Annotated in this window: 17 protein-coding genes; 5 read left to right on the top strand and 12 right to left on the bottom strand. The window is 62.8% G+C overall.

Features of this window, described 5'->3' with window-relative positions:
- Positions 1-40 precede the first annotated feature (40 nt).
- The 8 genes from hydF to hndA all read right to left on the bottom strand — a co-directional run bounded on the left by hydF (position 41) and on the right by hndA (position 8,947).
- Positions 41-1,252, bottom strand: coding sequence for a [FeFe] hydrogenase H-cluster maturation GTPase HydF (gene hydF, locus ACMZ6R_RS10600; protein ID WP_416111160.1), 1,212 nt, complete (start codon positions 1,250-1,252; stop codon positions 41-43).
- Complete coding sequence (gene hydE / locus ACMZ6R_RS10595; RefSeq protein WP_416111158.1) at positions 1,245-2,243, bottom strand: [FeFe] hydrogenase H-cluster radical SAM maturase HydE; 999 nt, start codon at positions 2,241-2,243, stop codon at positions 1,245-1,247. Before hydE ends, hydF begins: the two co-directional genes overlap by 8 nt.
- Positions 2,244-2,260: 17 nt before the next feature.
- A complete protein-coding gene (locus ACMZ6R_RS10590) occupies positions 2,261-2,857 on the bottom strand; it encodes a hypothetical protein (RefSeq protein ID WP_416111156.1) in 597 nt (198 codons plus the stop codon).
- Positions 2,850-4,358 (bottom strand): aspartate ammonia-lyase, encoded by a 1,509-nt coding sequence (locus tag ACMZ6R_RS10585; protein WP_416111154.1) that lies wholly within the window; start codon positions 4,356-4,358, stop codon positions 2,850-2,852. Before ACMZ6R_RS10585 ends, ACMZ6R_RS10590 begins: the two co-directional genes overlap by 8 nt.
- A 377-nt stretch (positions 4,359-4,735) precedes the next feature.
- On the bottom strand, positions 4,736-6,493 hold the full coding sequence (gene hndD, locus ACMZ6R_RS10580; protein ID WP_416111152.1) for an NADP-reducing hydrogenase subunit HndD: 1,758 nt from the start codon (positions 6,491-6,493) through the stop codon (positions 4,736-4,738).
- A 19-nt stretch (positions 6,494-6,512) separates the two neighbouring features.
- Positions 6,513-7,988: an NADP-reducing hydrogenase subunit HndC gene (hndC, locus tag ACMZ6R_RS10575; protein WP_416111150.1), complete on the bottom strand. Its 1,476-nt coding sequence runs from the start codon at positions 7,986-7,988 to the stop codon at positions 6,513-6,515.
- A gap of 24 nt (positions 7,989-8,012) precedes the next feature.
- Entirely contained in the window at positions 8,013-8,393 is a 381-nt protein-coding gene (gene hndB, locus ACMZ6R_RS10570; protein WP_416111148.1) for an NADP-reducing hydrogenase subunit HndB, read from the bottom strand.
- Between the two features lie 38 nt (positions 8,394-8,431).
- Complete coding sequence (gene hndA / locus ACMZ6R_RS10565; protein ID WP_416111146.1) at positions 8,432-8,947, bottom strand: NADP-reducing hydrogenase subunit HndA; 516 nt, start codon at positions 8,945-8,947, stop codon at positions 8,432-8,434.
- A 618-nt stretch (positions 8,948-9,565) separates the two neighbouring features.
- Here hndA and ACMZ6R_RS10560 point away from each other — a divergent pair.
- The 3 genes from ACMZ6R_RS10560 to ACMZ6R_RS10550 all read left to right on the top strand — a co-directional run bounded on the left by ACMZ6R_RS10560 (position 9,566) and on the right by ACMZ6R_RS10550 (position 14,028).
- On the top strand, positions 9,566-11,041 hold the full coding sequence (locus tag ACMZ6R_RS10560; protein WP_416111144.1) for an FAD-binding protein: 1,476 nt from the start codon (positions 9,566-9,568) through the stop codon (positions 11,039-11,041).
- Positions 11,026-11,982 carry a glycosyltransferase gene (locus tag ACMZ6R_RS10555; RefSeq protein WP_416111142.1) on the top strand — a complete coding sequence of 319 codons (957 nt, stop codon included), beginning with the start codon at positions 11,026-11,028 and terminating at the stop codon, positions 11,980-11,982. Before ACMZ6R_RS10560 ends, ACMZ6R_RS10555 begins: the two co-directional genes overlap by 16 nt.
- A 171-nt stretch (positions 11,983-12,153) precedes the next feature.
- Positions 12,154-14,028 carry a methyl-accepting chemotaxis protein gene (locus ACMZ6R_RS10550; RefSeq protein ID WP_416111140.1) on the top strand — a complete coding sequence of 625 codons (1,875 nt, stop codon included), beginning with the start codon at positions 12,154-12,156 and terminating at the stop codon, positions 14,026-14,028.
- A 156-nt stretch (positions 14,029-14,184) separates the two neighbouring features.
- On the opposite strand, the gene ACMZ6R_RS10545 is transcribed toward ACMZ6R_RS10550, so the two are convergent.
- From ACMZ6R_RS10545 to recA, 4 genes are all read right to left on the bottom strand, one after another.
- Positions 14,185-14,433, bottom strand: a complete 249-nt coding sequence (locus tag ACMZ6R_RS10545) for a hypothetical protein (RefSeq protein ID WP_416111138.1) — start codon at positions 14,431-14,433, stop codon at positions 14,185-14,187.
- Positions 14,434-14,445: 12 nt separating this feature from the next.
- Positions 14,446-16,020, bottom strand: a complete 1,575-nt coding sequence (locus tag ACMZ6R_RS10540; protein WP_416111136.1) for an anti-phage dCTP deaminase — start codon at positions 16,018-16,020, stop codon at positions 14,446-14,448.
- A 141-nt stretch (positions 16,021-16,161) separates the two neighbouring features.
- Entirely contained in the window at positions 16,162-18,804 is a 2,643-nt protein-coding gene (gene alaS, locus ACMZ6R_RS10535) for an alanine--tRNA ligase (RefSeq protein WP_416111134.1), read from the bottom strand.
- A 249-nt stretch (positions 18,805-19,053) separates the two neighbouring features.
- Positions 19,054-20,124, bottom strand: coding sequence for a recombinase RecA (gene recA / locus ACMZ6R_RS10530; RefSeq protein WP_416111132.1), 1,071 nt, complete (start codon positions 20,122-20,124; stop codon positions 19,054-19,056).
- 833 nt (positions 20,125-20,957) lie between these two features.
- Here recA and ACMZ6R_RS10525 point away from each other — a divergent pair.
- A complete protein-coding gene (locus tag ACMZ6R_RS10525; RefSeq protein ID WP_416111130.1) occupies positions 20,958-22,019 on the top strand; it encodes a tRNA(5-methylaminomethyl-2-thiouridylate) methyltransferase in 1,062 nt (353 codons plus the stop codon).
- 151 nt (positions 22,020-22,170) lie between these two features.
- Entirely contained in the window at positions 22,171-24,177 is a 2,007-nt protein-coding gene (locus ACMZ6R_RS10520; protein ID WP_416111128.1) for a molybdopterin-containing oxidoreductase family protein, read from the top strand.
- Positions 24,178-24,194: the final 17 nt, after the last annotated feature.

Genomic DNA, 24,194 nt, shown 5'->3' with positions numbered 1-24,194 from the left:
CAAAAAGGGTTCCCCTCTCGCATTCCCCTTCCTCAAAATTCTAACGCAACACAGGTCGCAAGACGCGCTCCAGCACACCTTGGACCTTGGAGATGGCCACGCCATAATTCGTCACGGGCACGCCCCGGCGCTGGCATTCCTTGATGCGCCGCAGCATCTCCATGCGCCCGAGCATGCACGAGCCGCAGTGGACGACCAGGGCGAAGCGTTCCAGGTCGTCGGGGAAATCGTGGCCCGAGTACATCTCGAATTCGAGGTCCCTGCCCGTGTACTGGGAGATCCAGCGGGGCAGCTTGACCCGGCCGATGTCGTCGGCCTGGGCGTGGTGGGAGCAGGCCTCGGCCATGAGCACGGTGTCCCCGTCGCGAAGCCGGTCGATGGTGGCGGCCCCGGCGGCGAGCGTCGGCAGATCGCCCTTGAACCGGGCGAACAGCGTGGAAAAGGTGGTCAGGGGCACGTCCTCGGGCACGTCGCCCGAGACCTTGAGGATGACCTGCGAGTCGGTGATGACCAGGGCCGGCGGCCGGCGCAGGTTGGAAAGCGCCGCTTCGAGTTCGCGCTCCTTGACCACCACGGCCGTGGCGTCGCCGTCGAGAATCTCGCGAAGGACCTGGACCTGGGGCAGGATGAGCCGGCCCTTGGGCGCGGCCAGGTCGATGGGCACCACACAGACCACGGTATCGCCCTCTCCAAAAAGGTCGCCGGCCAAGACCGGCTCGCGCACGGCCTCGGGCGGGGCCAGGGCGATGAGCGCCTCCTTGACCTCGGTCGCGCCCGCCCCGGTGGCGGCGCTGGCAACGACAATGCGCAGGCCCTGGTCGCGGCACCAGGCCACGTCGGCCTCGGAGGGCGCGGCCAGGTCGGCCTTGTTGAAGACCAGCAGGATGGGGATCTCAAGGCTTCGGATGTCGGCAATAATGGCTTTCTCGGCCTCGGTGAGCCCGGCAGCCTCGGCCACCACCACGGCGATGTCCGTGCGCCACAGCACCTTTTTGGTGGCCGCCACGCGAAGCGCCCCAAGTTCGCCCACGTCGTCGAGGCCGGCCGTGTCATAGAAGGTGACCGGGCCGAGCGGCAACAGTTCGTAGGGCTTGGCCACCGGGTCGGTGGTGGTGCCGGCGAAATCGGACACGATGGCCACTTCCTGGCCGGTGACGGCGTTTATGAGCGACGACTTGCCGGCATTGCGCCGGCCGACCAGGGTGATGATCAGCCTGACCCCGCGCGGGGCCTTGGTTTCGGACTCAGCCATGATGGCGTCTCCTCTTGGAACCGCCGACAGCCGTGGACGAAACGCGGCCCACGCGGCGGATGGCGGCGCGGGCGGCTTCCACGCGCGAGGCGGCGTCGGCGCGAAAGACGTTTTTCCCGGGATAGATGTTGTAGGCGGCACTGACGGACTCCGGGGTCAGCGACGGCATGATGACGTTGGCCCCGACGGTGAGCCCCTGCTCCCTGGCCCCTTCGCGCAGGGCGCTCAAGGCCGAGGTGGAGGGGATGTTGGCCAGGGGATTTAAAAGACGCAGGATGGCCATGGCCCGCAGCGCGGTCAGGACGGAGCCGGCGGCCTCGGTCCCGTAGGGCGTGTCGGGATGGGGCACGAAGGGTCCGGCCGCAATCATGTCCAGGTCCAGTTCGGCCAGGCGCAGGAGATCCCTGGCCAAAATATCCAACGTCATGCCGGGCAGGTCGGTGATGATGCCCGAGCCCACCTCGTAGCCGGAGGCCCGCAGGGCTTCGATGCGCCCCAGCCTGTCGGCCACGGTCAGCCCCGGCCGGGAACGGGCGTACAGCGCCTCGTCGAAGGTTTCCAGCTTGAGCAGGTAGCGGTCCGCGCCGCAGGAACGCCAGTAGTCGAGGTCGGCTGCGGGCCGGTCGCCGAGCGACAGGGTCACGGCCACATCCGACGCCTCCTTGGCCCCGGCCACGATGCGACCGATGTCCTCCTTGGAGTAGGCGAAATCGTCCCCGGACTGGAGCACCACCGTGCCGACGGACAGTTCCCCGGCCAGGGCTGTCGCGGCCAGGATGTCGTCCACGGCCATGCGATAGCGGGAAAGGCCCCTGTTGGCCCGGCGCAGGCCGCAGTAACGGCAGTTGTTAGCGCAGTGGTTGGAAAATTCGATGATGCCGCGCAGGTAGATTTCCAGGCCGAAGTTCTGCCGGGTCAGGGCCTCGGCGGCGGAAAAAAGCCCGGCATCGTCGGCTCCGGAGAGCAGTTGCGTAATTTCGGATGGGCGCATGGGCGATTCCTGGCGGATCAGGCCAAACGGCGCGAGGCGTTTCGCGCGGCCACACACTCGCACACCAGCCGGTAGGCCCCCTTGGCCAGGGGATCGAGGGCGGCCGGCGAGACGTCGTCCTCGGCGCGGGAGAGCAGATCGGCCACATCGGCCGGGATGGCCAGCCACAGGCCCTGGGGCGCGGGCACCGGGCCGTGCAGGTAATGGCCGGCGAAAATCGTGTCGCCGACAAGGAGGATCGGGGCCAGGGGCATGGCCTTGGTGCGGAAAAGCCTGACCTTGGTCGGGTGGCGCGCGGCCAGGGCGTCGCAAAAGGCGGCCGAGGCGGCGAACTCCCGGCGCAGGGTCACTTCCGGCACGTCCCGGCGCAAAATGGCCCGGAACTCCTCCCAATAGGCCGCGCCGGCCACCGGATCGAAGGACACGATATCCAGGCGCTCGAAGGTGGGCCGCGTCATGGCCGTTTCCAGCGCCGCGCCCATCTCCGGGTCCCGGCCGAAATTGGAATACATGCCGGCATGGAAAAAGAGCCTGTCGGCCACGGCCATGGCCTGGGCCAACCCGGCCCCATCCAAGCCGGTGTAAACCTGTATTTCCCGTCCTTCCTCAAGCATCGCCTTCTCCCATACCTTCCCCTTTATGGGGGGTCCGGGGGGCCCGTGGCCCCTCGGCGGGGTCCGGGGCGGAGCCCCGGTTCTCTTGTGACGTCATCACATCCGCGTAATCCCCTGCCTCATAGCCAAGTTTGCGCATGCGTTTGGGCGCAAGCAGCGCGGCGGCGGCCTCGCGCGTGAGGATGCCGGCGGCCTCGAGGTGTTCGGCCAGGGGCACGCCCTTGGCCTCGGAGGCGGCCATGAGCTTCGAGACGGCCTCGTAGCCGAGCGCCGGCACCAGCACCGTGGCCAGGGCATGGCTTTTTTCCACCAGCTCCCGGCAGCGCGCCTCATTGGCCGTGATGCCGGCCACGCACTTGTCGGCGAAAATCCGTGTCGCCTGGCGCAGGAGCCTCAGCGACTCGAGCAGGCTCTGGGTCACCAGCGGCAAAAACTGGTTGATCTGGAGCTGCCCCAGGCCGGCGGCCAGGGTCAGCGCCTGATGGTTGGCGACAACGCGCAAGGCCACCTGGCCCACGCATTCCGGGATCACGGGATTGACCTTGCCGGGCATGATGGACGAGCCGGCCTGGAGCGCGGGCAGGCGGATCTCGCCGATGCCCGTGGCCGGGCCGCTGGCCAGAAGCCGCAGGTCCGAGGAAATCTTCAGTAAATTCGCAGCGTACGCCGAAAGAATACCCGAGACCTCGACAAAGGGGTCGGCATTGGCCGTGGCGTCCACGAGATTTTCCGCCCGGGAAAGCGGCAGCCCGGTGAGGCCCCGCAGATGCTCGGCCGCCCGGAAAATGAACTCGCGCGGCGCGCCAAGGCCGGTGCCCACGGCCGTGCCGCCAAGCGGCACCTGCTTGATGCGCTCGCGGCACTTGAAAATGCGCCAGCGGTCGCGGGAGAGGGCCTCGGCAAAGGCCCCGAACTCCATGCCGAGGGTGAGCGGCACGGCGTCCATGCATTCGGTGCGGCCGACCTTGACCACATGGGCGAAGGCCGCCTCCTTTTCCTGGAAGACTTCCTGCAAACGCGCCGTGGCCGCTTCCAGGTCCTTGAGCAGCCACAAGGCCGCGACCCTAAGCGCCGTGGGGTAGGTGTCGTTGGTGGACTGGTGCAGGTTGACGTGGCCAAGGGGCGAAAGAAAATCATACTCGCCCGGTTTACGCCCCAAAAGCTGCAAGGCCCGGTTGGCCACCACCTCGTTGAGGTTCATGTTGGTGGAGGTGCCGGCCCCGCCCTGGTAGGGATCGACCAGGAACTGGTCGGCATGGCGGCCCTCGGCGACCTCGTCGCAGGCGGCCGCGATGGCCCCGGCCCTCCCCGGGTCCAGATGGCCGGTGTCCAGGTTGGCCTTGGCGCAGGCCGCCTTGACCATGGCGTAGGCCCGGATGAATTCCGGGAAAAGACGCGTTTCGGAGACAGGGAAATTCTCGATGGCCCGAAGCGTGTGGATGCCGTACAGGGCGCCCTCGGGGAGCTGTCGCGCTCCCAGGGCATCGCTTTCCTGTCGCATGTGACAACTCCCCAAGTGGCGACCCCATGCGTGCGTCGGGGACCGGAACATCCGGCCGCACCGCGCACGCTGCGGCGGCTTCGGTAACACGAACAGTGTAAAAGATCACGCGGAAGCAGGGGCTCCGCCCCTGCACCCCGCCGAGGGGCCAAGGGCCCCCCGGTCCCCCCGTCATGTGGCGCCGGAATCGACGCGACGGTCTTGCCTGCAAGCCGACGCCGCGTCGATTCCGACGCCACTGACAGGTCACCAGCCTGCCACGGGAGGAGTTAAGGAGGAACATTTCAAAGAACGTCTTTGGTCAAGGGGAGTCCGGGGGGCATCAAGCCCCCCGGCGGAGAGGTCCAGGAGAGGCAGAGCCTCTCCTGGGTCTTCTCCTAGAGGCGCTGCCGCTTGAAGTAGTGGGTATGCAGCAGCTGATGCGAGCGTTCGGAGAGCGGCTTGCCCAGGAACTTCTCGTAGAGTTCGATGATGTAGGGGTTCTCGTGGGACTTGCGCAGCGGCTTGCCCGCGTCTTCGTCGTAGAGGACCTTGGTGCGCAGCTTCAACAGTTCCACATCGCCGTGGTGGTAGGGCTGTCCGCCGCCGCCGATGCAGCCGCCCGGACAGGCCATGACCTCGATGGCGTGGAAGGTCTCGCCCGCGCGCACGCGGTTCAGGAGTTCCCGCGCGTTGCCCAGGCCATGGGCCACGCCGATGACAAGTTCGTTGTCGCCGACCTTGACCTTGGCCTTCTTGACACCTGCCATGCCGCGCACGTCCTCGAAGTCGACCTTCTTGAGCGTTTCGCCGGTGGCCAGCTCGTAGGCGGTGCGCAGCGCCGCCTCGATGACGCCGCCGGTGACGCCGAAGATCGGGGCCGCGCCCGTGGACGCGCCAAGGGGCGCATCGAAGTCCTCGTCGGGCAGGCCGGCGAAGTCGATGTTCATGCGCTTGACGAGCTTGGCCAGCTCACGGGTGGTGATGACGATGTCGACGTCCGGGTTGCCGTTCACGGAGAATTCCGGACGGGCGCGCTCGTACTTCTTGGCCAGGCAGGGCATGACCGAGACGACCACGAGCTTTTCGCGCGGGATGCCGAGCAGGTCGGCGTAGTAGGTCTTGGCGATGGCGCCGAACATCTGCTGCGGCGACTTGGCCGTGGACGGCACGTCGAGCATGTCCGGAAACTGGTGTTCGAAGAACTTGACCCAGCCCGGGCAGCAGGAGGTGAGGATGGGCAGCTTGACCGAGGTGTCGCCGGCCAGATGCTTGCCCAGGCGGTCGAGGAATTCCGAGCCTTCCTCCATGATGGTCAGGTCGGCGGCGAAGTCGGTGTCGAAGACGTGGTCGAAGCCCAGGCGGCGCAGGGCGGCGACCATCTTGCCGGTGACCGAGGTGCCGGGGGCGATGCCGAGGTCCTCGCCGAGGGCCGCGCGCACGGCCGGGGCGGTCTGGACGATGACGACCTTGTCCGGGTTGGCCAGGGCCTCGACCACTTCCCAGATGTACTCGTGCTCGACCAGGGCGCCGGTGGGGCACACGGCCACGCACTGGCCGCAGTTGGTGCACACGGTGTCGGCCAGATTCATCTCGAAGGCCGGGGCGACCACGGCGGTGAAGCCGCGGTTGACGCCCGAGAGCACGCCGCAGGTCTGGACCGTATTGCACATGGTCTCGCAACGGCGGCACATGATGCACTTGTCCATGTCGCGGATGATGGAGGCGGAAATGTCCTTGCGGTAGTGGGACATCTCGCCGCCGTCATAGGGCGACTCGCGGATGCCGAAACGCTCGGACAGGGCCTGCAGTTCGCACTCGCCGGACTTGGCGCAGACCAGGCAGTCCTTGGGGTGGTCGGACAGCAGCAGCTCGAGCACGGTGCGGCGGGCGTTAAGCACCCGCAAGGTATTGGTCTTGACCACCATGTTGTCGGTGACCGGGGTGGCGCAGGACGGGGCCAGATTGCGCCGGCCCTCGACCTCGACCACGCAGATGCGGCAGGAGGCGGCCTTGTTGTTGATCGAAAGCGCCTCGAGGTTGAGGTAGCACAGGGTCGGAATGTCGATGTCGAGCGTCTTGGCGGCATCCAGGATGGTGCTGCCCTCCGGCACGGACGTCGTTTTGCCGTCTATGGTTATTGTCAGCATGGACATTGCGGACCTCCTTGGATCCTTATTGCTTGATGATGGAGTCGAACTTGCACTTGTCGTAGCAGGCGCCGCATTTGATGCACCGTGTGGCATCAATGGTGTGCGGCTGCTTCTTCGTGCCGGAAATGCACTCCACCGGGCAGACCCTGGTGCACAGGCCGCAGCCGGTGCACTTGGCGGGATCGATGGTATAGGTCAGCAGGGCCGTGCAGACGTGGGCCGGGCACTTCTTGTCGTCGATGTGGGCCGCGTATTCGTCGGCAAAGGTGTCCATGGTGGACAGGATCGGGTTGGGCATGGTCTGCCCGAGGCCGCACAGGGCCGTGTCCTTGATGATCTCGGACAGGGACTTGAGCCGGTCGAGGTCGGCCCGGACGCCCTTGCCCTTGGTGATCCTGTCCAGGATCTCGTAGAGGCGCTTGGAGCCGATGCGGCAGGGGGTGCACTTGCCGCAGGTCTCGTCCATGGTGAAGTCCAGGAAGAACTTGGCCACGGACACCATGCAGTCGTCCTCGTCCATGACGACCATGCCGCCGGAACCCATGATGGACTTGCAGGCGGCCAGCGACTCGTAGTCGATGGCCACGTCGAGGTCCTTGTTGGCCAGCGCGCCGCCGGAGGGCCCGCCGGTCTGCACGGCCTTGAAGGCCTTGCCGTCGGGGCAGCCGCCGCCGATGTCGAAGATGACCTCGCGCAGGGTGATGCCCATGGGGACCTCGATCAGGCCCACGTTCTGGATCTTGCCGGCCAGGGCGAAGACCTTGGTGCCCTTGGAGGTGGCGGTGCCGATCCCGGAGAACCAGTCCGCGCCGTTGATGATGATGGCGGGGATGTTGGCGAAGGTCTCGACGTTGTTGACGATGGTGGGCTTTTCCCAATAGCCGGACTGGGCCGGGAACGGCGGCTTGGTCACGGGCTCGCCGCGCCTGCCTTCCATGGAACGGATGAGCGCCGTTTCCTCGCCGCAGACGAACGCGCCGGCGCCGTACTTCAGTTCGATGTCGAAATCGAAGCCCGAGCCGAAGATGTTCTCGCCGAGCAGGCCGTAGTCGCGGGCATCGTCGATGGCCTTTTTGAGGCGCTTGATGGCCAGGGGATACTCGGCCCGGATGTAGACCGTGCCCCGGGTGGCCCCGATGGCGTAGCCGCCGATGGCCATGGCCTCCACCACCGTGTGGGGGTCGCCCTCGAGCACGGCGCGGTCCATGAACGCGCCCGGGTCGCCTTCGTCGGCGTTGCACACCATGTACTTCTGGTCGGCCTTGTTGCCGAGCGCGATGCCCCACTTGATGCCGGTGGGGAAGCCCGCGCCGCCGCGGCCGCGCAGGCCCGAACGCTTGACCAGGTCCACCACTTCGGCCGGGGTCATGGTCAGGACCTTGGCCAGTCCCTCATAGCCCCGCAGGGCGATGTAGTCGTCGATATTTTCCGGATCGATGAAGCCGCAATTGCGGGTGGCGATCCGAAGCTGCTTTTTTTCCGTGGTCGTCGCTGCCATATCGTCGTCTCCCGGTAGTTTTTTTTACAGGACTACCCGTTCGTAGTTGACGGGGATGATTCCCTCGACCGGTTCGCCCTTCATGACGTACTCGGTGACGAGTTCCCGGGCCCTGTTTTCATCCACGCCGCCGAAGACGACGGGGGCCTTGCCCGGCAGCGTGATTTCCACCGTGGGCTCGGCGTAGCAGTAGGTCATGCAGCCCGACTGCATGAATTCCACGCCGGTGAGCCCGTTTTTGGCCACTTCGTCCTGCATGGCCTCCATGGCGGCCTTGCCGCCGGCGGCGATGGAACAGGTGGCCAGGGACACGTTGATGATGGTCTTGCCTTTGGCGACGGCCTTGCGGTCAAGAATCTCCTGGCGCTTGGCCTTGAGGTCTTCGAGGGATCGGATGGTGCTCATTCAAAGCGCTCCTTATCTAAAAATCGCTCACGATTGCGCTAGTATTCGGCCAGGATCTTCTTGACCTGCCCAGGCGTCACATTGCCGTAGACCTTCTCCCCGACCATGACGATGGGGGCCAGGGCGCAGCCGCCGACACAACGCAGGGTGTCGATGGAGAACTTGCCGTCCGGGGTCACGTCGCCGATGTCGATCTTGAGCTGCTCCTTGAAGGCATGGACAACCTTGTCCGCGCCCTTGACGAAGCAGGCCGTGCCCATGCAGCAGGAGATGGGGTACTTGCCCTTGGGCACCATGGTGAAAAACGTATAGAAGCTGACGACGCCGTAGACCTGGGCCAGGGGGACTTCCATGTAATCGGCCACGAACTGCTGCACTTCGATGGGCAGATAGCCAAAAACACTTTGGGCCTTATGGAGCACGGTGACGAGATGGCCTTCTTTCTGGGGAAGGGACTCAATGAACTGAACGACTTCCCGGTACAACGGCTGCGGCAAAACCGCATGATCCGGCACCCTGCATTCGCCGACCGCTTGGCAAGTTGAGTTTTGCATACAAAAACACCTCTCCTTGTGGCATTTTAAAGTTCTCGGGAAAACGGGGCGGTATGCCTGCCGCCGCACCTTGTGCCCTGGCGACCTTGCGGCCTTTGTCCCCGCCGCATTCCTGCCCACGGAGATTGTGATTATTTTCACAATCTAGGGGGGCTTATTACCTCGGGCCGTGCCTGCCGCCACCCGCGCCAGGTCAGGCCTTTTTTCACCACGTCTGCCCCGTAGACAGCAATAACCGGACCAATAAAAAAAAGCCTGCTTATACAGGCTCTTGATAAAAACAGGTCGGGAGCAGGCACCCATGAAACGACTCCCCCTGAGACGTCCACCTGAAGCAAGGGGAGTGGACAAGGCCTGGCCACGCCTAAAAATATCCTTAAAATATAGTATATTAAAAGCAAAAAGACAAAGTGCGCTAGCCGCCGGGAAAAAATGGGTCAAAATGCTACCCCCAGACGTCACAGACCGTGCCGCTTCCGAAAAGACCGCTCTTTACAGGTTCAAAATCACGGTAACATTTTTCCGATGAAAATACACCCCCCTTGCGCCTCTCGCATGGGGAGAAAGATTTCCCTGAACAGCCGGACCGGTGTATGAGGCAGCCATGCCGGAGGCTGTATGGATTTCGACATAAACGCCCTGCCCCCCTGTGACGTTTTGATCCTCGGCGCCGGACTGGCCGGGCTGTGCGCGGCCCAGGCGGCCCTCGCCGCCGTTCCCGGAGCGGCCGTGACCGTGGTCGCGCCCTGGCCCGGGCCGACGGGGTCGTCACTGGCCAACCGCAACGGACGCCTTGGGCTGCACGTGCCGGCCGACGACGCCGCGCGCGAGGCGTTTTGCCGCGAGGCGACCGAACTGGGCCGGCCGGGCCGTGTCCGCCCCGACCTTGTCGCCGTGCTGGCCGCCGAGGCGGCCGCCCGCTGCCGGGAACTGGAGGCGCTGGGGGTGGCCCTGCGGCCGGGCGCGGATGGCGACCTCGCCGGCCAGCCCTCCTGTTTTTCCCCGGATTCCCGTCGCGCCGTGATCATCGAGGATCTGCCCGCCGCCTACGGCGCCCTGCATGGCCGTGTCCTCTCCCTGGGCGGACGCTTTTCGCCGGGGCTCACCGCCCTTTCCCTGCTGCGCGACCCGGACAGCAGCCGGGTACGCGGGGCGCTGCTGGAGGACTATGCCGGGCGCCGATTCGTCGCCCCGGCCCGCGAGACGATCGCGGCCATGGGCGGCACGGCCGGGCTGTGGCTCTACAACCAGGCCGGACGGGGCGGCAGCGGCTGGGGGCATGGCCTGCTGGCCGCGGCCGGGGCGGGCATGGCCAATACGGCCTTCATGCAGTGGCTGTGGATGGGCACCGCGACAAGGCGGTTTTGGCCCGTGTGGCGGCTGGCGACCGGCGAAGCGGTCCTTTGCGACGAAGCCGGCCGGCCCACCCCCCTGCCCGGGGACGTCCGCGCGGCGGCCGCCGGGCGCGCGGGACACTGCCCACTGGGGCATGGCCTGCCCGACGCCGCCCTGGACCGCTTCGTCCTGGATCAGGCCGACGCGCTGGGGATCGCCGCCGTGACCGAAGGGGCCACGCGGACCCAGATCGTCCTGGCCGCCCAGGCCACAAACGGCGGGGCGCTTATCGACGCCACGGGCGCAACCGACGTGCCCGGGCTTTTCGCCGTCGGGGAATGCGCCACAGGCATGCACGGGGCCAACCGGCTGGGCGGGGCCATGGCCACGGCCTGCCTGGTGTTCGGGGCCCGGGCCGGGCGCGCGGCGGCCCTTCGCGCCAAGGACGCGGCCGAAGCCGCCGGGGATATCCGGGGACTGGCGGCAAGCACCCCTCGCGCCTGTTGCCGGGACATGCGCCAGCGCGGCGAAATAAGACGGCAGGTCGCCGACGCCTTGCAGCGCCTGGGTTTGCCCCGTGGCGAGGCCGATCCCGCGCCGCTCATCTGCCGTCTGGAAACCCTGGACGCTTCCGCCTCCGACGCCGGCGCGGCCAGCCTTGTGGCGGCGGCCCTGTGCTTTGCCCGGGGCAAGGCCTCCGCGCCGCCGGTTGACTCTCCGGCCCAGGCGGTTACAGACGCTTCATGCGTATCGTCATGATTGCCGAAAACGATCCCGCCGGCACGGGATCGCTTTTCCGAAGCGCCATAAACCGGCTCACCGACCATACCTGCCGGCTGGTCACGACCCAGCTGCGCTACAACCACCTCTTTCCCAAGGACCTGCACGTGCCCTGGCTCGACGCGGCCGGGCGCGACGAACTGGCGGAGGTGCTCGATACGGCCGACGTCTTCCATTTCCACATGCTGGCCGACGAGCACATGCCGCTCGGGGAGATCACCGCCGCGCCGTTTCTCCCCGGCAAAAAGATCGTCCACCACCACCACGGCCACCACGCCTTCCGGTCCGACCCGGAGTTTTTCCAGAAGAAATACCGGGAGCTTGGCCGCACAAACCTGCTCGTCAGCACGCCCGACCTGCTGCCGAAACTGCCCGGGGCGCGCTGGCAGCCGAACCTCGTGCCCGAAGGCGACCCGGCATACAAGCCCCATCCGCGCCGGCCCGACGGCAGGGTGCGCCTTGGCCACTCCCCCACCCGCAAGGAGCTCAAGAACACGGACACGCTGCTGGCCGTCTGCCAACGCCTCAAGGCGGAACTGCCCCAGCTGACCTGGGACATCATCGACGACGCCAGCCATGCCGACTGCCTGGCCAGAAAACAGGCCTGCGACATCGTCTTCGACCACATGCAGGGCTACTTCGGCATGTCGTCCCTGGAGGCGCTCTCCCAGGGCACGCCGGTCATCGCCGGGCTCGACGCCTGGAACAGGACCGCCATCCGGGACTTCTTCCACTGCGACACCCTGCCCTGGGTCCTGGCCCATGACGCAACGGAGCTCGAACACGCCCTGGGCGAACTGGTGCGCGACGCCGGGGCGCGACGGGAGATCGGCGCGGCCTCGCGCGCCTTCATGGAAGACGTCTGGAACGAGGCGTTCCTGGCCCGCTCCCTTGGCGCCTATTATGAAACACTGACATAGCCTAACCCATAAATTTCCCCATTCCACGACGACGCGGCGTCACGTTCCCGACGTCCCTTGGCCTTTGAAGACAATGACGCGCCGCATCCGTATTGAACAACCAGGGACAGCGAGGTATCGTAAAAGAAAAATCCGTTTCACAAGGTTCCTGCCCGACCAAAGGAGAACGCTATGACCGCCCATACGGCACCTTCTAGCGGAATTGCCGCCTTCCTCCGCAATATCTCCATAACCTGGCGCTTCATCCTGCTTCTCGGCCTTTTCGCTATCTTCATCTGCGCTGTTGTTCTGACGTTTTATACGGGCATGCGCACACAACTGCACCATACCATCGAAGTTGCCCAGGACATCCTGATACAGGGACAGCGGGAAAAACTGGCCGTGGCCTCCGACACTCTGTCCGAGGCCATTGGCCAGGCCATAAAAAACGAGCCTGATCCGACCAAACGCATCGAAACCATCCGCGCCATGGTGGACACTGTCCGCTTCGAACAGGACAAATCGGGCTATTTCTTCGTCTACCAGGGGACGATCAATGTCGCGCTACCCCCGGCCAAGGCCAAGCAGGGCACGGACCTCGGCGGGGCCAAGGACGCAAACGGCGTGTACTACGTGCGCGAGCTGATGGAAAAGGCCAAAAGCGGCGGCGGATTCGTCCAATACATCTTTCCCAAACCGGGCCAGGGCGACCAGCCGAAGCTGGCCTATGCCGCCATGATTCCCGGCACGGACATGTGGCTTGGCACCGGCATCTACATCGACAACGTGGACCGGGCCAAGGACGCCATCCGGGCCGAAAGCGAAAAGCACATCCACGCGGTGCTGACCGGCATCTTCACCGGCATCGGCGTGGGTCTGGTCGTGCTGATCGGCCTGTGCCTGGTGATCATCGCCTCCATCACCGGCCCCATCCGGCAGGCGACGGGCGCGGCCGAGCGCTGCGCCGAAGGGGACCTGGACATCCGGCTTGACGCCATCGGCAAGGACGAGGCCGCCCTCATGCAGCGCGCGCTCAACACCATGGTCGGCACGCTTCGGGCCAACATGGCCGCCATCGAAGCCAAGACCAGGGAATCCGAGGAAAAGGCCCGGGCGGCGCAACAGGCGCGCGGCATGGCCGAAGAGGCCACGAAACAGGCGCACCAAGCCAAGGCCGAAGGCCAGCTCCAGGCGGCGCAACAGCTCGAAGGCGTGGTCGGCGTCATCTCCGAGGAATCGGCGTCGCTTTCGGCCCGCATCGAGGAATCGAACCAGGGCGCCCAGGACCAGTCCCAGCGCATGGCCGAGACCGCCACGGCCATGGAAGAGATGAACGCCACAGTGCTCGAGGTGGCCAAAAATGCCGCCAACGCCGCCGCAACGACCGACGCGGCCCACACTAAGGCGGGCAGCGGCGCTGACGTCGTCAACCGGATGGTGGAAAGCATCGGCCGGGTGCGGACCCGGTCCGAAGCCCTCAAGGAGGACATGGGCCGGCTGGGCGGGCAGGCCCAGGACATCGGCCGCATCATGAACGTCATTTCCGACATCGCCGACCAGACCAACCTGCTGGCCTTAAATGCCGCCATCGAGGCGGCCCGGGCCGGCGAGGCCGGGCGCGGCTTCGCCGTGGTCGCCGACGAGGTCAGGAAGCTGGCCGAAAAGACCATGACCGCCACCAAGGAGGTGGGGGAGGCCATTTCGGGCATCCAGCAGGGCACCAGCCGCAATGTGGAAAACGTCGTCCAGTCCGGCCAGGCCGTGGAGGAGGCGCATGGACTTGCGGCCACGGCCGGCGCGGCGCTTGCGGAAATCGTGCACCTGGTGGAGGACGCCTCGGACCAGGTCCGCTCCATCGCCACGGCGGCGGAACAGCAATCCGCGACCAGCGAGGAGATCAACCGCTCCATCGACGCGATCAATTCCATCTCGGAGGCCACGTCGCGGTCCATGGCCGACGCGGCCCGGGCTGTCGGCAAACTGGCCCGGCAGACCCAGGACCTCGAAGCCCTGATGACGGCCCTCGAGGCGGAAGGCCGCAGCGCGGCGGTCAAGGCCATCGCCTGAGCCCTCTGTCTGTGCAACAAAAAAGGGCGGTCCCTGTCGGGACCGCCCTGAATGCACGTCATCGCCCCTGCGTTAAGCACGATAAATATTACCTTCCATGCACCACAATTCGACAAAAAGTCCACTATGGGATTCAAGACATAACCATCTTAAATATCACCATTTTGCCTTTTCAGCTCTCTCAAGAATACCTTGTAACAATTGCACATTGTCATTTTCTGTCAACGCCATATTTCTAATTTGTACAAATTTCTTCATGTCACAAACGACGCCACTAGAAACAACCACACCACCCAAGACGATAGCACCCTCAATACTTGATTTCAAATTACCAGCATCGGCTTCTTCTTTCTTATCCAATGGAAGCATCAATTGATATGCCGTTATTTTTTTACACCGTTTCATGCTCCCTCCAAATCAATCGGCGACCAATTTTTCCAGCAACCCAGTCTCTTTCAATCTCTTAACCACTCTATCCTCATAATCTACAAAAGAATCCATTAATTGCTGCAAAATAGGTTTTGATCTTCTCAAATCAATTTCTATACTACACCCATCACTTTTCTTGTCTCTATCTCGAAAAATACTTGTAAATTGTTTTGGAGCGACACCCTCAAACGGCAAGAACTTCACTTTATCGCCATTGATTTCAATATCATCAGAGTCTAGTACAATTGAATCGCTATGCAATTCATAAGCCAAACTTTTTTCATATGGCTCTATATAAAAAACACGCTTTATACCAGAAGCAACAATATGACGCGCACAGTGGTGACAAGGGAAAGTAGTACAGTACAAAGTTGCCCCTTCCAAACCATGTGCCCCACTACGAGCAGCAGATGTAATAGCATCCATCTCGGCATGTACTGCGCGCGAAAATTCTATTATATCTTTTAATTTTGTATTTTTTTTAATTTCATCTAACGCTGTTTTGATCATTTCATCTTTTACAGAGAGTGGAAATTTTTTTCTTAAAATCGCCGCTAATTGTTTAAAAATATCATTTTTATATTCATCATTTTTGCATCCACCAGTATTGTAACAATTATACGTCTCCTGCTCCCCATCTCCGTAAAGACCTCCGCCAAACTTCGGCACATCATTTCTGCCCGTAGACACTATCTCCCCATTATGCCCAATTATAGCAGCACCAACCTGCCTTGAAAGGCATGATGATCTGTGAGCAGAAGCTTGTGCAATATGCATAGCGTACTCATGTATTGTTGGTGTATACTTATTATCAGACAGAATCAGTCCAATATATCTTTTAAGAGGATCGTTTAATGCATTTTTGATATTCTTTATATTTCGTATGAAAAAATCAGCATGGAAAATCGTTTTAATAAATTTTTGCCCACTATTAATTTCTTCCATCTTATCTCTTTCAATCAATTGCGCAGAGGCTGCTCTATCTATCTTCTTTTGACCAATCAATCTTTCTTTCCGAATATTTTCAGGACACAACACCCCAAAAAGATAAAACATCTTTCCATATACAGTTTGAAGCAATCTCCATTCGTCTGGATGCTTCAAACTGTCAACTATTGTCGCAAAACGACGGACGGTATGAGCTTTTACCTCCGCAGCATCCGATTTCTTTTCTTTTTCAGATTTTTCCCTGTCCATTGAAATCTTAAATATCGCCAGTTGTGCTAAAACGTCATTAGAATACATTTCCCTTAAAGAATTGCCCTCATCCTGAAGCATCAAATATCTATCAGCTATACTTGAGCCCTCCAGTTCTTTAACAAAATCTTCTTTTGTACTACATTGTTTTATAAAATCACTCAATTTTATATAAACAACGTCATACCCATATTCCTCTAAAATTTTTTGTATTTTCTCCCCAACTGTCGTAGCTCCACTCCCTATAGCCCCGCAAAGTGCAATAACCAGCTCATCTGTCACCCTGCCGTGAATTTCCTGAATACATGTGGAAGAGGTCTTATATCCTTTCCTACTCCCTTCGATAATTTTCAAGGCCTCTTGCATACTTATACCCTTTGTGTCTGAGATAATACATTAAAATAATTTATAATTATATTTTACCCCAACATAAAATAAAACAAAAGTTAAAAGGCGGCCTCCTAACTAGAAAGCCGCCTCTGTCTTGCAGGATCACCGCTACCGGCTCTACCCGGCCACGGCCGCCCGCACTTTGGCGAAGGCTTCCTCGATGCCGGCCGGATCGGTGCCGCCGGCCTGCGCCATGTCCGGACGCCCGCCGCCCGAGCCGCCGACCGCCGCCGCCGCCTCCTTAATGAGCGCCGGCGCGGTGAAACGGCCGTGCAAATCCTTGCTCACGGCCACGATGAGGCTCACCTTGCCGCCGTCCTGCTCGGCCGCGATGGCCACGACCCCGGACGGAACCTTGCTGCGCAGATCGTCCATGGCCTCGCGAAGCGCCTTGATGTTCGGCGCGTCGACCTTGGCGCAAAGCACCTTCACCCCGCCGATCTCCTCGAGGCCGGAGAGCAGGTCGCGCCCCTGGCCCGAGGCCAGCTTGGCGGCGAGCTGTTCCTTTTCCTTGGTCAGGGCCCTGATGTCGTCCTGAAGCTTCTTGATGCGCCCGGGCAGCTCCCCGGCCTTGGCCTTGGCCGCGTGCAGGCTTTCCTCCAGCTCGCCGCGCATCTCGCGCACGTGCCTGAGGGTATTGAATCCCGTGGCCGCCTCGATGCGCCGCGTGCCGGCGGCAACGCCCGATTCGGACAGGATCAGAAAGCTGCCGGCCTGGCCGGTGGCGGAAAGATGCGTGCCGCCGCAAAATTCCATGGACACGCCCGGCACCTCGACCACGCGCACCGTATCGCCGTACTTCTCGCCGAAAAGGGCGGTCGCGCCCTTGGACCGGGCCGCCTCGATGGGCAGGACCTCGGTCGTCACCGGCGCGTCGAGAAGGATGGACGCGTTGACCTCGTCCTCCACCCGGGACAGCTCCTCGGGGGTCATGGCCGCGATGTGGGTGAAGTCGAAGCGCAGCCGGTCCGGGGTCACCAGCGACCCGGCCTGGTTGACGTGGGAGCCGAGCACGTTTTTAAGCGCCTTGTGGAGCAGATGGGTGCAGGTGTGGTTGCGGGCGGTTGCGGCGCGAACGGCCGTATCCACGGCCAGATCGGCCTCCTGGTCGAGCAGGATTTCGCCCTCGGCAATCGTTATGTGGTGCGCGGTCAGCTCCGGGCCGGCCTTGATGGTGCCGGCAACCGTGGCGTTGCCGGTCAGCGTCGTGATGGAGCCCACGTCGCCGGCCTGGCCGCCGGATTCGCCGTAAAACGGGGTCACGGCGCACACGGCGTAGCCGGTCTCGCCGGCGGTGAGCCGTTCCACGGCCTGGCCCTCGGCGGAAATGAGCGCATTGACGCGGCTTTGGGCGACAAGCGTCTCATAGCCCACGAACCGGGACTTCATGCCGGATTCGAGCAGCTCCAGAAACAGCACCGCCGGGTCGGTCTCGCCGCTGCCCTTCCAGGCCTTTTTCGCCCGGGCCTTCTGCTCGGCCATGCAGGCCTTGTAGCCGTCCTCGTCGGTGGTGATGCCGCGCTTGTCGGCCACGTCGTTGACGATGTCCAGCGGGAATCCGTAGGTGTCGTAGAGCTTGAAGGCGAACTGTCCGGTGATGGTCTTTTCGCCGGCCGCCTCCATGCGGTCCAGCTCCTCGGCCAGGATGGCCAGCCCCTTGTCCAGGGTCACGCCGAAACGCTCCTCCTCCTCGCGCACCATGCGCTCCATGAAATCGCGCGTGGCCACAAGTTCGGGGTAGGCGTCGCCCATGACCTCGACCACCGTGCCGGCGGTCTTGAACAGGAAGGGATCGGACAGGCCGATGAGCTTGCCGAAACGCAGGGCCCGGCGAATGAGCCGCCGCAGCACATAGCCCCGGCCTTCGTTGGAGGGCATGACCCCGTCGGCCACCAGGAAGGCCACGGCCCGGCTGTGGTCGGCGATGACGCGAAGGGCCGTGTCCTGCTCGTCGGTCGCGCCGTAGGTCACGCCGGCAATGGAGGCCGCCGTGGCGATGATGGTCTGGAACAGGTCGATGTCGAAATTGGAGTGCACGCCCTGGACCACGGCGGCAATGCGCTCAAGCCCCATGCCGGTGTCGATGCTCGGGCGCGGCAAGGCCACGCGCTCGCCGGACTCCAGCTGGTCGTACTGCATAAAGACGAGGTTCCAGATTTCCAGGTACCGGTCGCAATCGCAGGAGCCGATGCCGCAATCCGGTCCGCAGGAAACCTCCTCGCCCCGGTCGTACATGATCTCCGAGCAGGGGCCGCAGGGGCCGGTGTCGCCCATGGACCAGAAGTTGTCCTTCTCGCCCAGGCGGTAGATGCGGTCCGGAGTCAGCCCGGCCACCTTCTGCCACAGGCCGAAGGCCTCGTCGTCGTCCTGGTAGACCGTGGCATAGAGCCGGCTCTTGTCCAGGCCGATGACCTCGGTCAAAAAGGTCCAGGCGAAGCGGATGGCGTCTTCCTTGAAGTAGTCGCCAAAGGAAAAGTTGCCGAGCATCTCGAAAAACGTGTGGTGGCGGGCGGTGCGGCCGACGTTTTCCAGATCGTTGTGCTTGCCGCCCACGCGCAGGCACTTCTGCGAGGTGGTGGCGCGCTTGTAGCCGGGCTTGTCCTGGCCGAGAAAGACCTTCTTGAACTGGACCATGCCGGCATTGGTGAAAAGCAGCGAAGGGTCCTCGCGCGGAATCAGCGGGGAGGAGGCCACTTTCTGGTGACCCTGGGCAGCGAAGAAGTCCAGGAATTTGGCGCGGATTTCATGAGCCGTCATCATTGTCGTATGCCTCCGCTGGAGGGGGAGCCCGGAGCGGCGTCGCCCTCCGGGACCTCCCCACCGGGGGGAGAATCCCCCCCCCCGGGCCCCCTTTCATAAGAAGGTCAGGGTTATTGTTTCAATGCGCATTCGCCCTTCGCGGGGCCAAAAGGGATTCGACGGGCACGCCAACGCGTTGGCGCACATCGTCGAATCCCTTTTGACCCCAGGCAGGGGGCGGGGCCGGGGCAAGACACCCCGGCCTTTCCATTACATGCCGTCTTCTTCCTCGATGGCCTCGGGGGAGATGGGCGGCGGCGTACCCTCGGCGAATCCCAGGTGCTCGAGCAGCTTGCCTTCGATCTGGTCGCGGATGTCGGTATGCTCCTGGAGAAAGGCCCGCACGTTGTCGCGGCCCTGGCCCAGACGCTCGGAGCCGAACGAGAACCAGGCCCCGGACTTGTCCACGATGCCGGCGTCCACGCCCATGTCGATGAGCTCGCCTTCGCGGGAGACGCCCGTGCCGTAAAGAATGTCGAACAGGGCCTCGCGAAACGGCGGCGCGACCTTGTTTTTCACCACCTTGACCCGGCAGCGGCTGCCATAGGTTTCTTCCTTGTCCTTGAGCGTCTGGATACGGCGGATGTCCAGGCGCACGCTGGCGTAGAATTTGAGCGCGTTGCCGCCGGTGGTGGTTTCCGGGCTGCCGTAGCCGGTCATGCCGATCTTCATGCGGATCTGGTTGATGAAGATGACCGAAGCCTGCGACTTGTGGATGGTGCCGGTCAGCTTGCGCATGGCGTGGGACATGAGCCGCGCCTGGCCGCCGACCTGGGTCTCGCCCATCTCGCCCTCGAGTTCGGCCTGGGGAATCAGCGCCGCGACAGAGTCGATGACCACCACGTCCACGGCTCCCGAGCGCACGAGCAGGTCGGCGATGTCGAGGGCCTGTTCGCCGTAGTCGGGCTGGGAGATGAGCAGTTCCGGGGTGTCGACGCCAAGTCGCCGGGCATAGTTGACGTCCAGGGCGTGTTCGGCGTCGATGAAGGCCGCCGTGCCGCCGAGTTTTTGCGATTCGGCGATGATGTGCAGGGCGAGCGTGGTTTTGCCCGAGGATTCCGGGCCGTAAATCTCGGTGATGCGCCCTTTGGGGATGCCGCCGATGCCAAGGGCCAGATCGAGACCGATAGAGCCGGTGGGGATGGACGGAATCTTCACATGGGCCGCGTCGTCCAGGCGCATGACAGCGCCTTGGCCGTGCTTGCGCTCGATGGTGGTGAGCGCGGTGGCCAGGGCTTCGTTGCGAAAATCTTCCGGGGACTGGGCTGGTTTGCGGGCCATGTCGCCAACTCCTAGGAAACAGTGTGGAGGCGCAAAGTGCGCTACATAGCAAAATCCCTGCCGACCGGCAACTTCAGTGGGGGGAAAGAACCCGGCTGGCTTGACGGAGAGGAAAAATCTTATCAAAGTCCTTTAGAAGCGTGGCCGAAGGCTTCGACACGGCAAACGAGAAGACAATAATGTGTGTAATCATAAATATAGACTAAAAAGATCTAATCAACTTACACTTCAAGAGAGATTGCATGCCTCAGCACCCATCAAACCAAGGGGCCCTTGTATTTATTATACCCGCAATAATAACATTCATTTTTAATATTTTTGTCTTAAAGTGGCTAATCAAACGCATCGTCAATATATCGCTATCATTCATTTTATGTTTCCTCTGCTTGATTGCAAGCACGCAAATCTCTCTATATCTTTATACTACCATAAAAATTCTCGTTGGATGCTACCATCCCAACACATCCCTAGCCTGCAAACTCCTCGCTGATAATTCCTTATGGAATATGCCCTTGTTTATTTTCGAGATACCGATCTTCATGTTTATCTTACATGTCATACTTCGTATTTTTAAAAAGCAACTAATTCCTGTAACACACTCATTTTACATAGTCATCTTGTCCATGTTTTTTACAAAAGCCTGCGCCTTCGGTTTCTCCCTATTCTTCAGCCTTCCGTAACTTGAAATTCATAATATTGGTCCACTACGCCGCACCAGTCAACGGTGAAGCTCATGGCAGTGGCACATAACCGGTTCCCGGCCTTCGTCATTCCCTCGGCGGACGCGGGAGATTGCCCTTGCCAGGCGGCCGGCGAACCCTTAGCTACGCCGCATGAAATCCTACCACGCCCTGGCCCTTTTCTCCGGCGGCCTCGACAGCATCCTGGCCGTCAAAACCGTCATGGCCCAAGGGCTCGACGTGTTGTGCCTGCACTTTGTCAGCCCCTTTTTCGGCAAGCCCGACAAGATCGACCATTGGCAACACACCTACGGGCTCGACATCCTCCCGGTGGACGTGGCCGACGCCTACGTCGCCATGATGGCCGCCGGCCCGGCCCACGGCCTGGGGAAATTTTTAAATCCCTGCGTGGACTGCAAGATCCTCATGCTGCGCCTGGCCAAGGAGCTGCTGCCGACCTACGGCGCGTCGTTCATCATTTCCGGCGAGGTCATCGGCCAGCGGCCCATGTCCCAGCGCCTGGACGCGCTCAATATCATCAGTCGCGACTCGGCCACGCGGGGACTGCTCCTGCGGCCGCTTTGCGCAAAGCGCCTGCCCGAAACCGAGGCCGAAACCTCCGGGCTCGTGGACCGCGAAGGGCTCCACGCCATCTCCGGACGCGGCCGCAAGGACCAGATGCTCCTGGCCAAGACCTTCGGCCTGACCGAGATTCCCACCCCGGCCGGCGGCTGCCTGCTGACCGAGGAACCCTCGGCCAAGCGCTTTTTCCCGCTTTTCATCCACAAGCCCGCGCCCACGGCGGCGGATTTCGCCCTGGCAAATATCGGCCGGCAATACTGGACGGGAAACCGCTGGCTGGTCATCGGCCGCAACCAGGCCGACAACGAACGCCTGGAAGCCATCCTCGGCCCGGACGACCTCATCTTCAAGGTGCGCACCCTGCCCGGCCCCCTCGGCGTGGCGCGAAAACTCCCCGGCGCGGTCTGGGACGCGGCAACCGTCGTCGACGCCGCCGCCTATTTCGCCTCCTTCAATCCCAAGGCCATGGCCATCCCCGGAAACGTGCACGTCGACGTGGCCGGCTTCGACGACTCGCCGGTCACGGTCACCCCGGCCCGAGTCACGCCCCTCGCCTGGAGCGAACCCGCCTGGGAAACGGCCAAGGAAGGCAAACGCGCCCGCTTCACCCAGCACGGCGTGGGGGGGAGATAAGGGGAAGAGGATGCGAGAGGGGAACCCTTTTTGAAAAAAGGGTTCCCCTCTCGCGCTCTCTCCTCCCCAAAACTTTCGATAGTTTCTCCAAGGCGGGAAGGCGGATCGACGACGATACGCCCTGTGCATAACCATCTTTTTCGAGCGCGACATGCCATTCCAGAAAGCCATTTGTCCCTACGACTGTCCCACCACCTGCGGCCTGCTGGTCAAAACCGACGGCGACCGCATCGTGGGCGTGCAGGGCGACCCTGACGCCCCCGCGCCCCACGGCAAAATCTGCGGCAAGATGCGACGCTATGAAAAATCCATCCATTCGCCGGACCGGATTCTCACGCCGCTTAAGCGCATCGACGCCAAGGGGTCGGGCCGATTCACGCCGATTTCCTGGGACGAGGCCATTGCGGCCATCGCGGCGCAATGGCGACGCGCGCTTCGCGAATCGGGGCCGGACTCCATTTTGCCGTTTTACTATTCGGGGGTCATGAGCCTTATCCAGCGCAACTGCGGCGAGGCCCTGTTCAACAGGATGGGGGCGTGCTCCCTGGTCAAGACCCTGTGCGCTTCGGCCAAGGGCGCCGGGTATGCGGCGGTCATGGGCAAGACCGGTTGTCTCGATCCCAGGGAACTCGACGACAGCGATTTCTTCCTCGTCTGGGGCGCCAACATGAAGGCCACACGGCTGCAGGGCATGGCGGACCTGCTCAGGGCGCGAAAACGCGGCAGGCGCGTCGTCCTTATCGAAAGCTACGCGCACGATATGGCTCCCCACTGCGACCAGGTGGTGCTGGTCACCCCGGGCACGGACGGGGCCCTGGCCCTGGCCCTGATGCATGTCCTGGTCGCGGAGAACCTGGCCGATTTCGATTTTCTGGAAAAGGAAAGCCTCGGCTTCGAGGAATTCAAGGCCTCCCTCGCCGCGAACACGCCGTTATGGGCGCAGGGCGTGACAGGGGTTCCCGCACGCGTCATCGTCGCCCTGGCACGGGAATACGCCACAGCGTCCGCACCGGCCATCATTTTGGGCAGCGGCAACTCGCGCCACGGCAACGGCGGCATGACCGTGCGCCTGATCACCATCCTGTCCGCGTTCACCGGAGCCTGGAAGCGCCGGGGAGGCGGGCTGTGCGGCTGCGATCCCGGCGGCGGCCCCTATGTGGACGCGAGGCGCATCACCCGCCCGGATTTGCGCGAAAACACCGCGCGCAGGGTCAACATCAACAAGCTGGCCTCGACGCTTGATCCCGGACAAACGCAAACGCCGATCCGTTGCCTGCACGTGTATGCCAGCAATCCGGTCGGTTCGGTCTGCGACCAGCAAGGCATCCGGCGTGGGTTGCGCAACCCGGACCTGTTCACCGTCGTGCACGAGCGGTTCATGACCGACACGGCGCGTTATGCCGACATCATCCTCCCCGCCACGTTCTCGGTCGAACACACCGATTGTTACAGCTCCTACGGCTACTGCACCTTCGGCACGGCCTACAAGACGATCCCCGCCCCGGGCGCCTGCAAAAGCAACTGGGACATCTTCCGCCTGCTCGCCCAGGCCATGGGCTATACGGACAGCCATTTCGACCGTGGCGAGCAAGCGCTGCTTGAAGAACTGCTGCGCCATCCGATGGCAGGTTTACAGGGCATTTCCGAGACGCAACGGGAGACATTACGACGCGGCGGACTGATCTCCGTCCCGTATGCCGACCACACCGCCTGGAAAACGCCCTCGGGCAGGATGGAAATCGTCAATGCCGCCCTGGCCGCGCCCATGCCGGGGTATCGGGAGAACCACGGCGGCCCCTATCCCCTGCGGCTTATCGCCGCGCCGAGCGTCGAGACGCTCAACTCCGTTTTTCTGGAACGCGAGGGGCTGGTTACGCGTCGCGGCCCGATGACCCTGGCCATGCATCCCGGGGACGCGGCCGCGCGCGGCATTGCCGACGGCGACGCCGTCATGGCGCATAACGACCTCGGGGAGGTGGCCTTCGTCGCCCGCGTCACGCCCCTTGCCGCCAAAGGCGCGGTCGCCGCAGTCGGCATATTCCGGGCCAGCCAGTCCGCCAACGGCAATCTGGTCAACACCCTGCACCACGAGCGCCTCTCGGACCTCGGCGAGGCCACGACGCTCAACGACAACACCGTCGAGGTGCGACGGGCGTAAAGAAGCGGTCGCGCCTG

It is taken from the genome of Solidesulfovibrio sp. C21, from assembly GCF_047785625.1.
GTDB lineage: Bacteria > Desulfobacterota > Desulfovibrionia > Desulfovibrionales > Desulfovibrionaceae > Solidesulfovibrio.
Note: the sequence above shows the minus strand (reverse complement) of the source record. Positions and strands in the feature narration are given on the sequence as shown.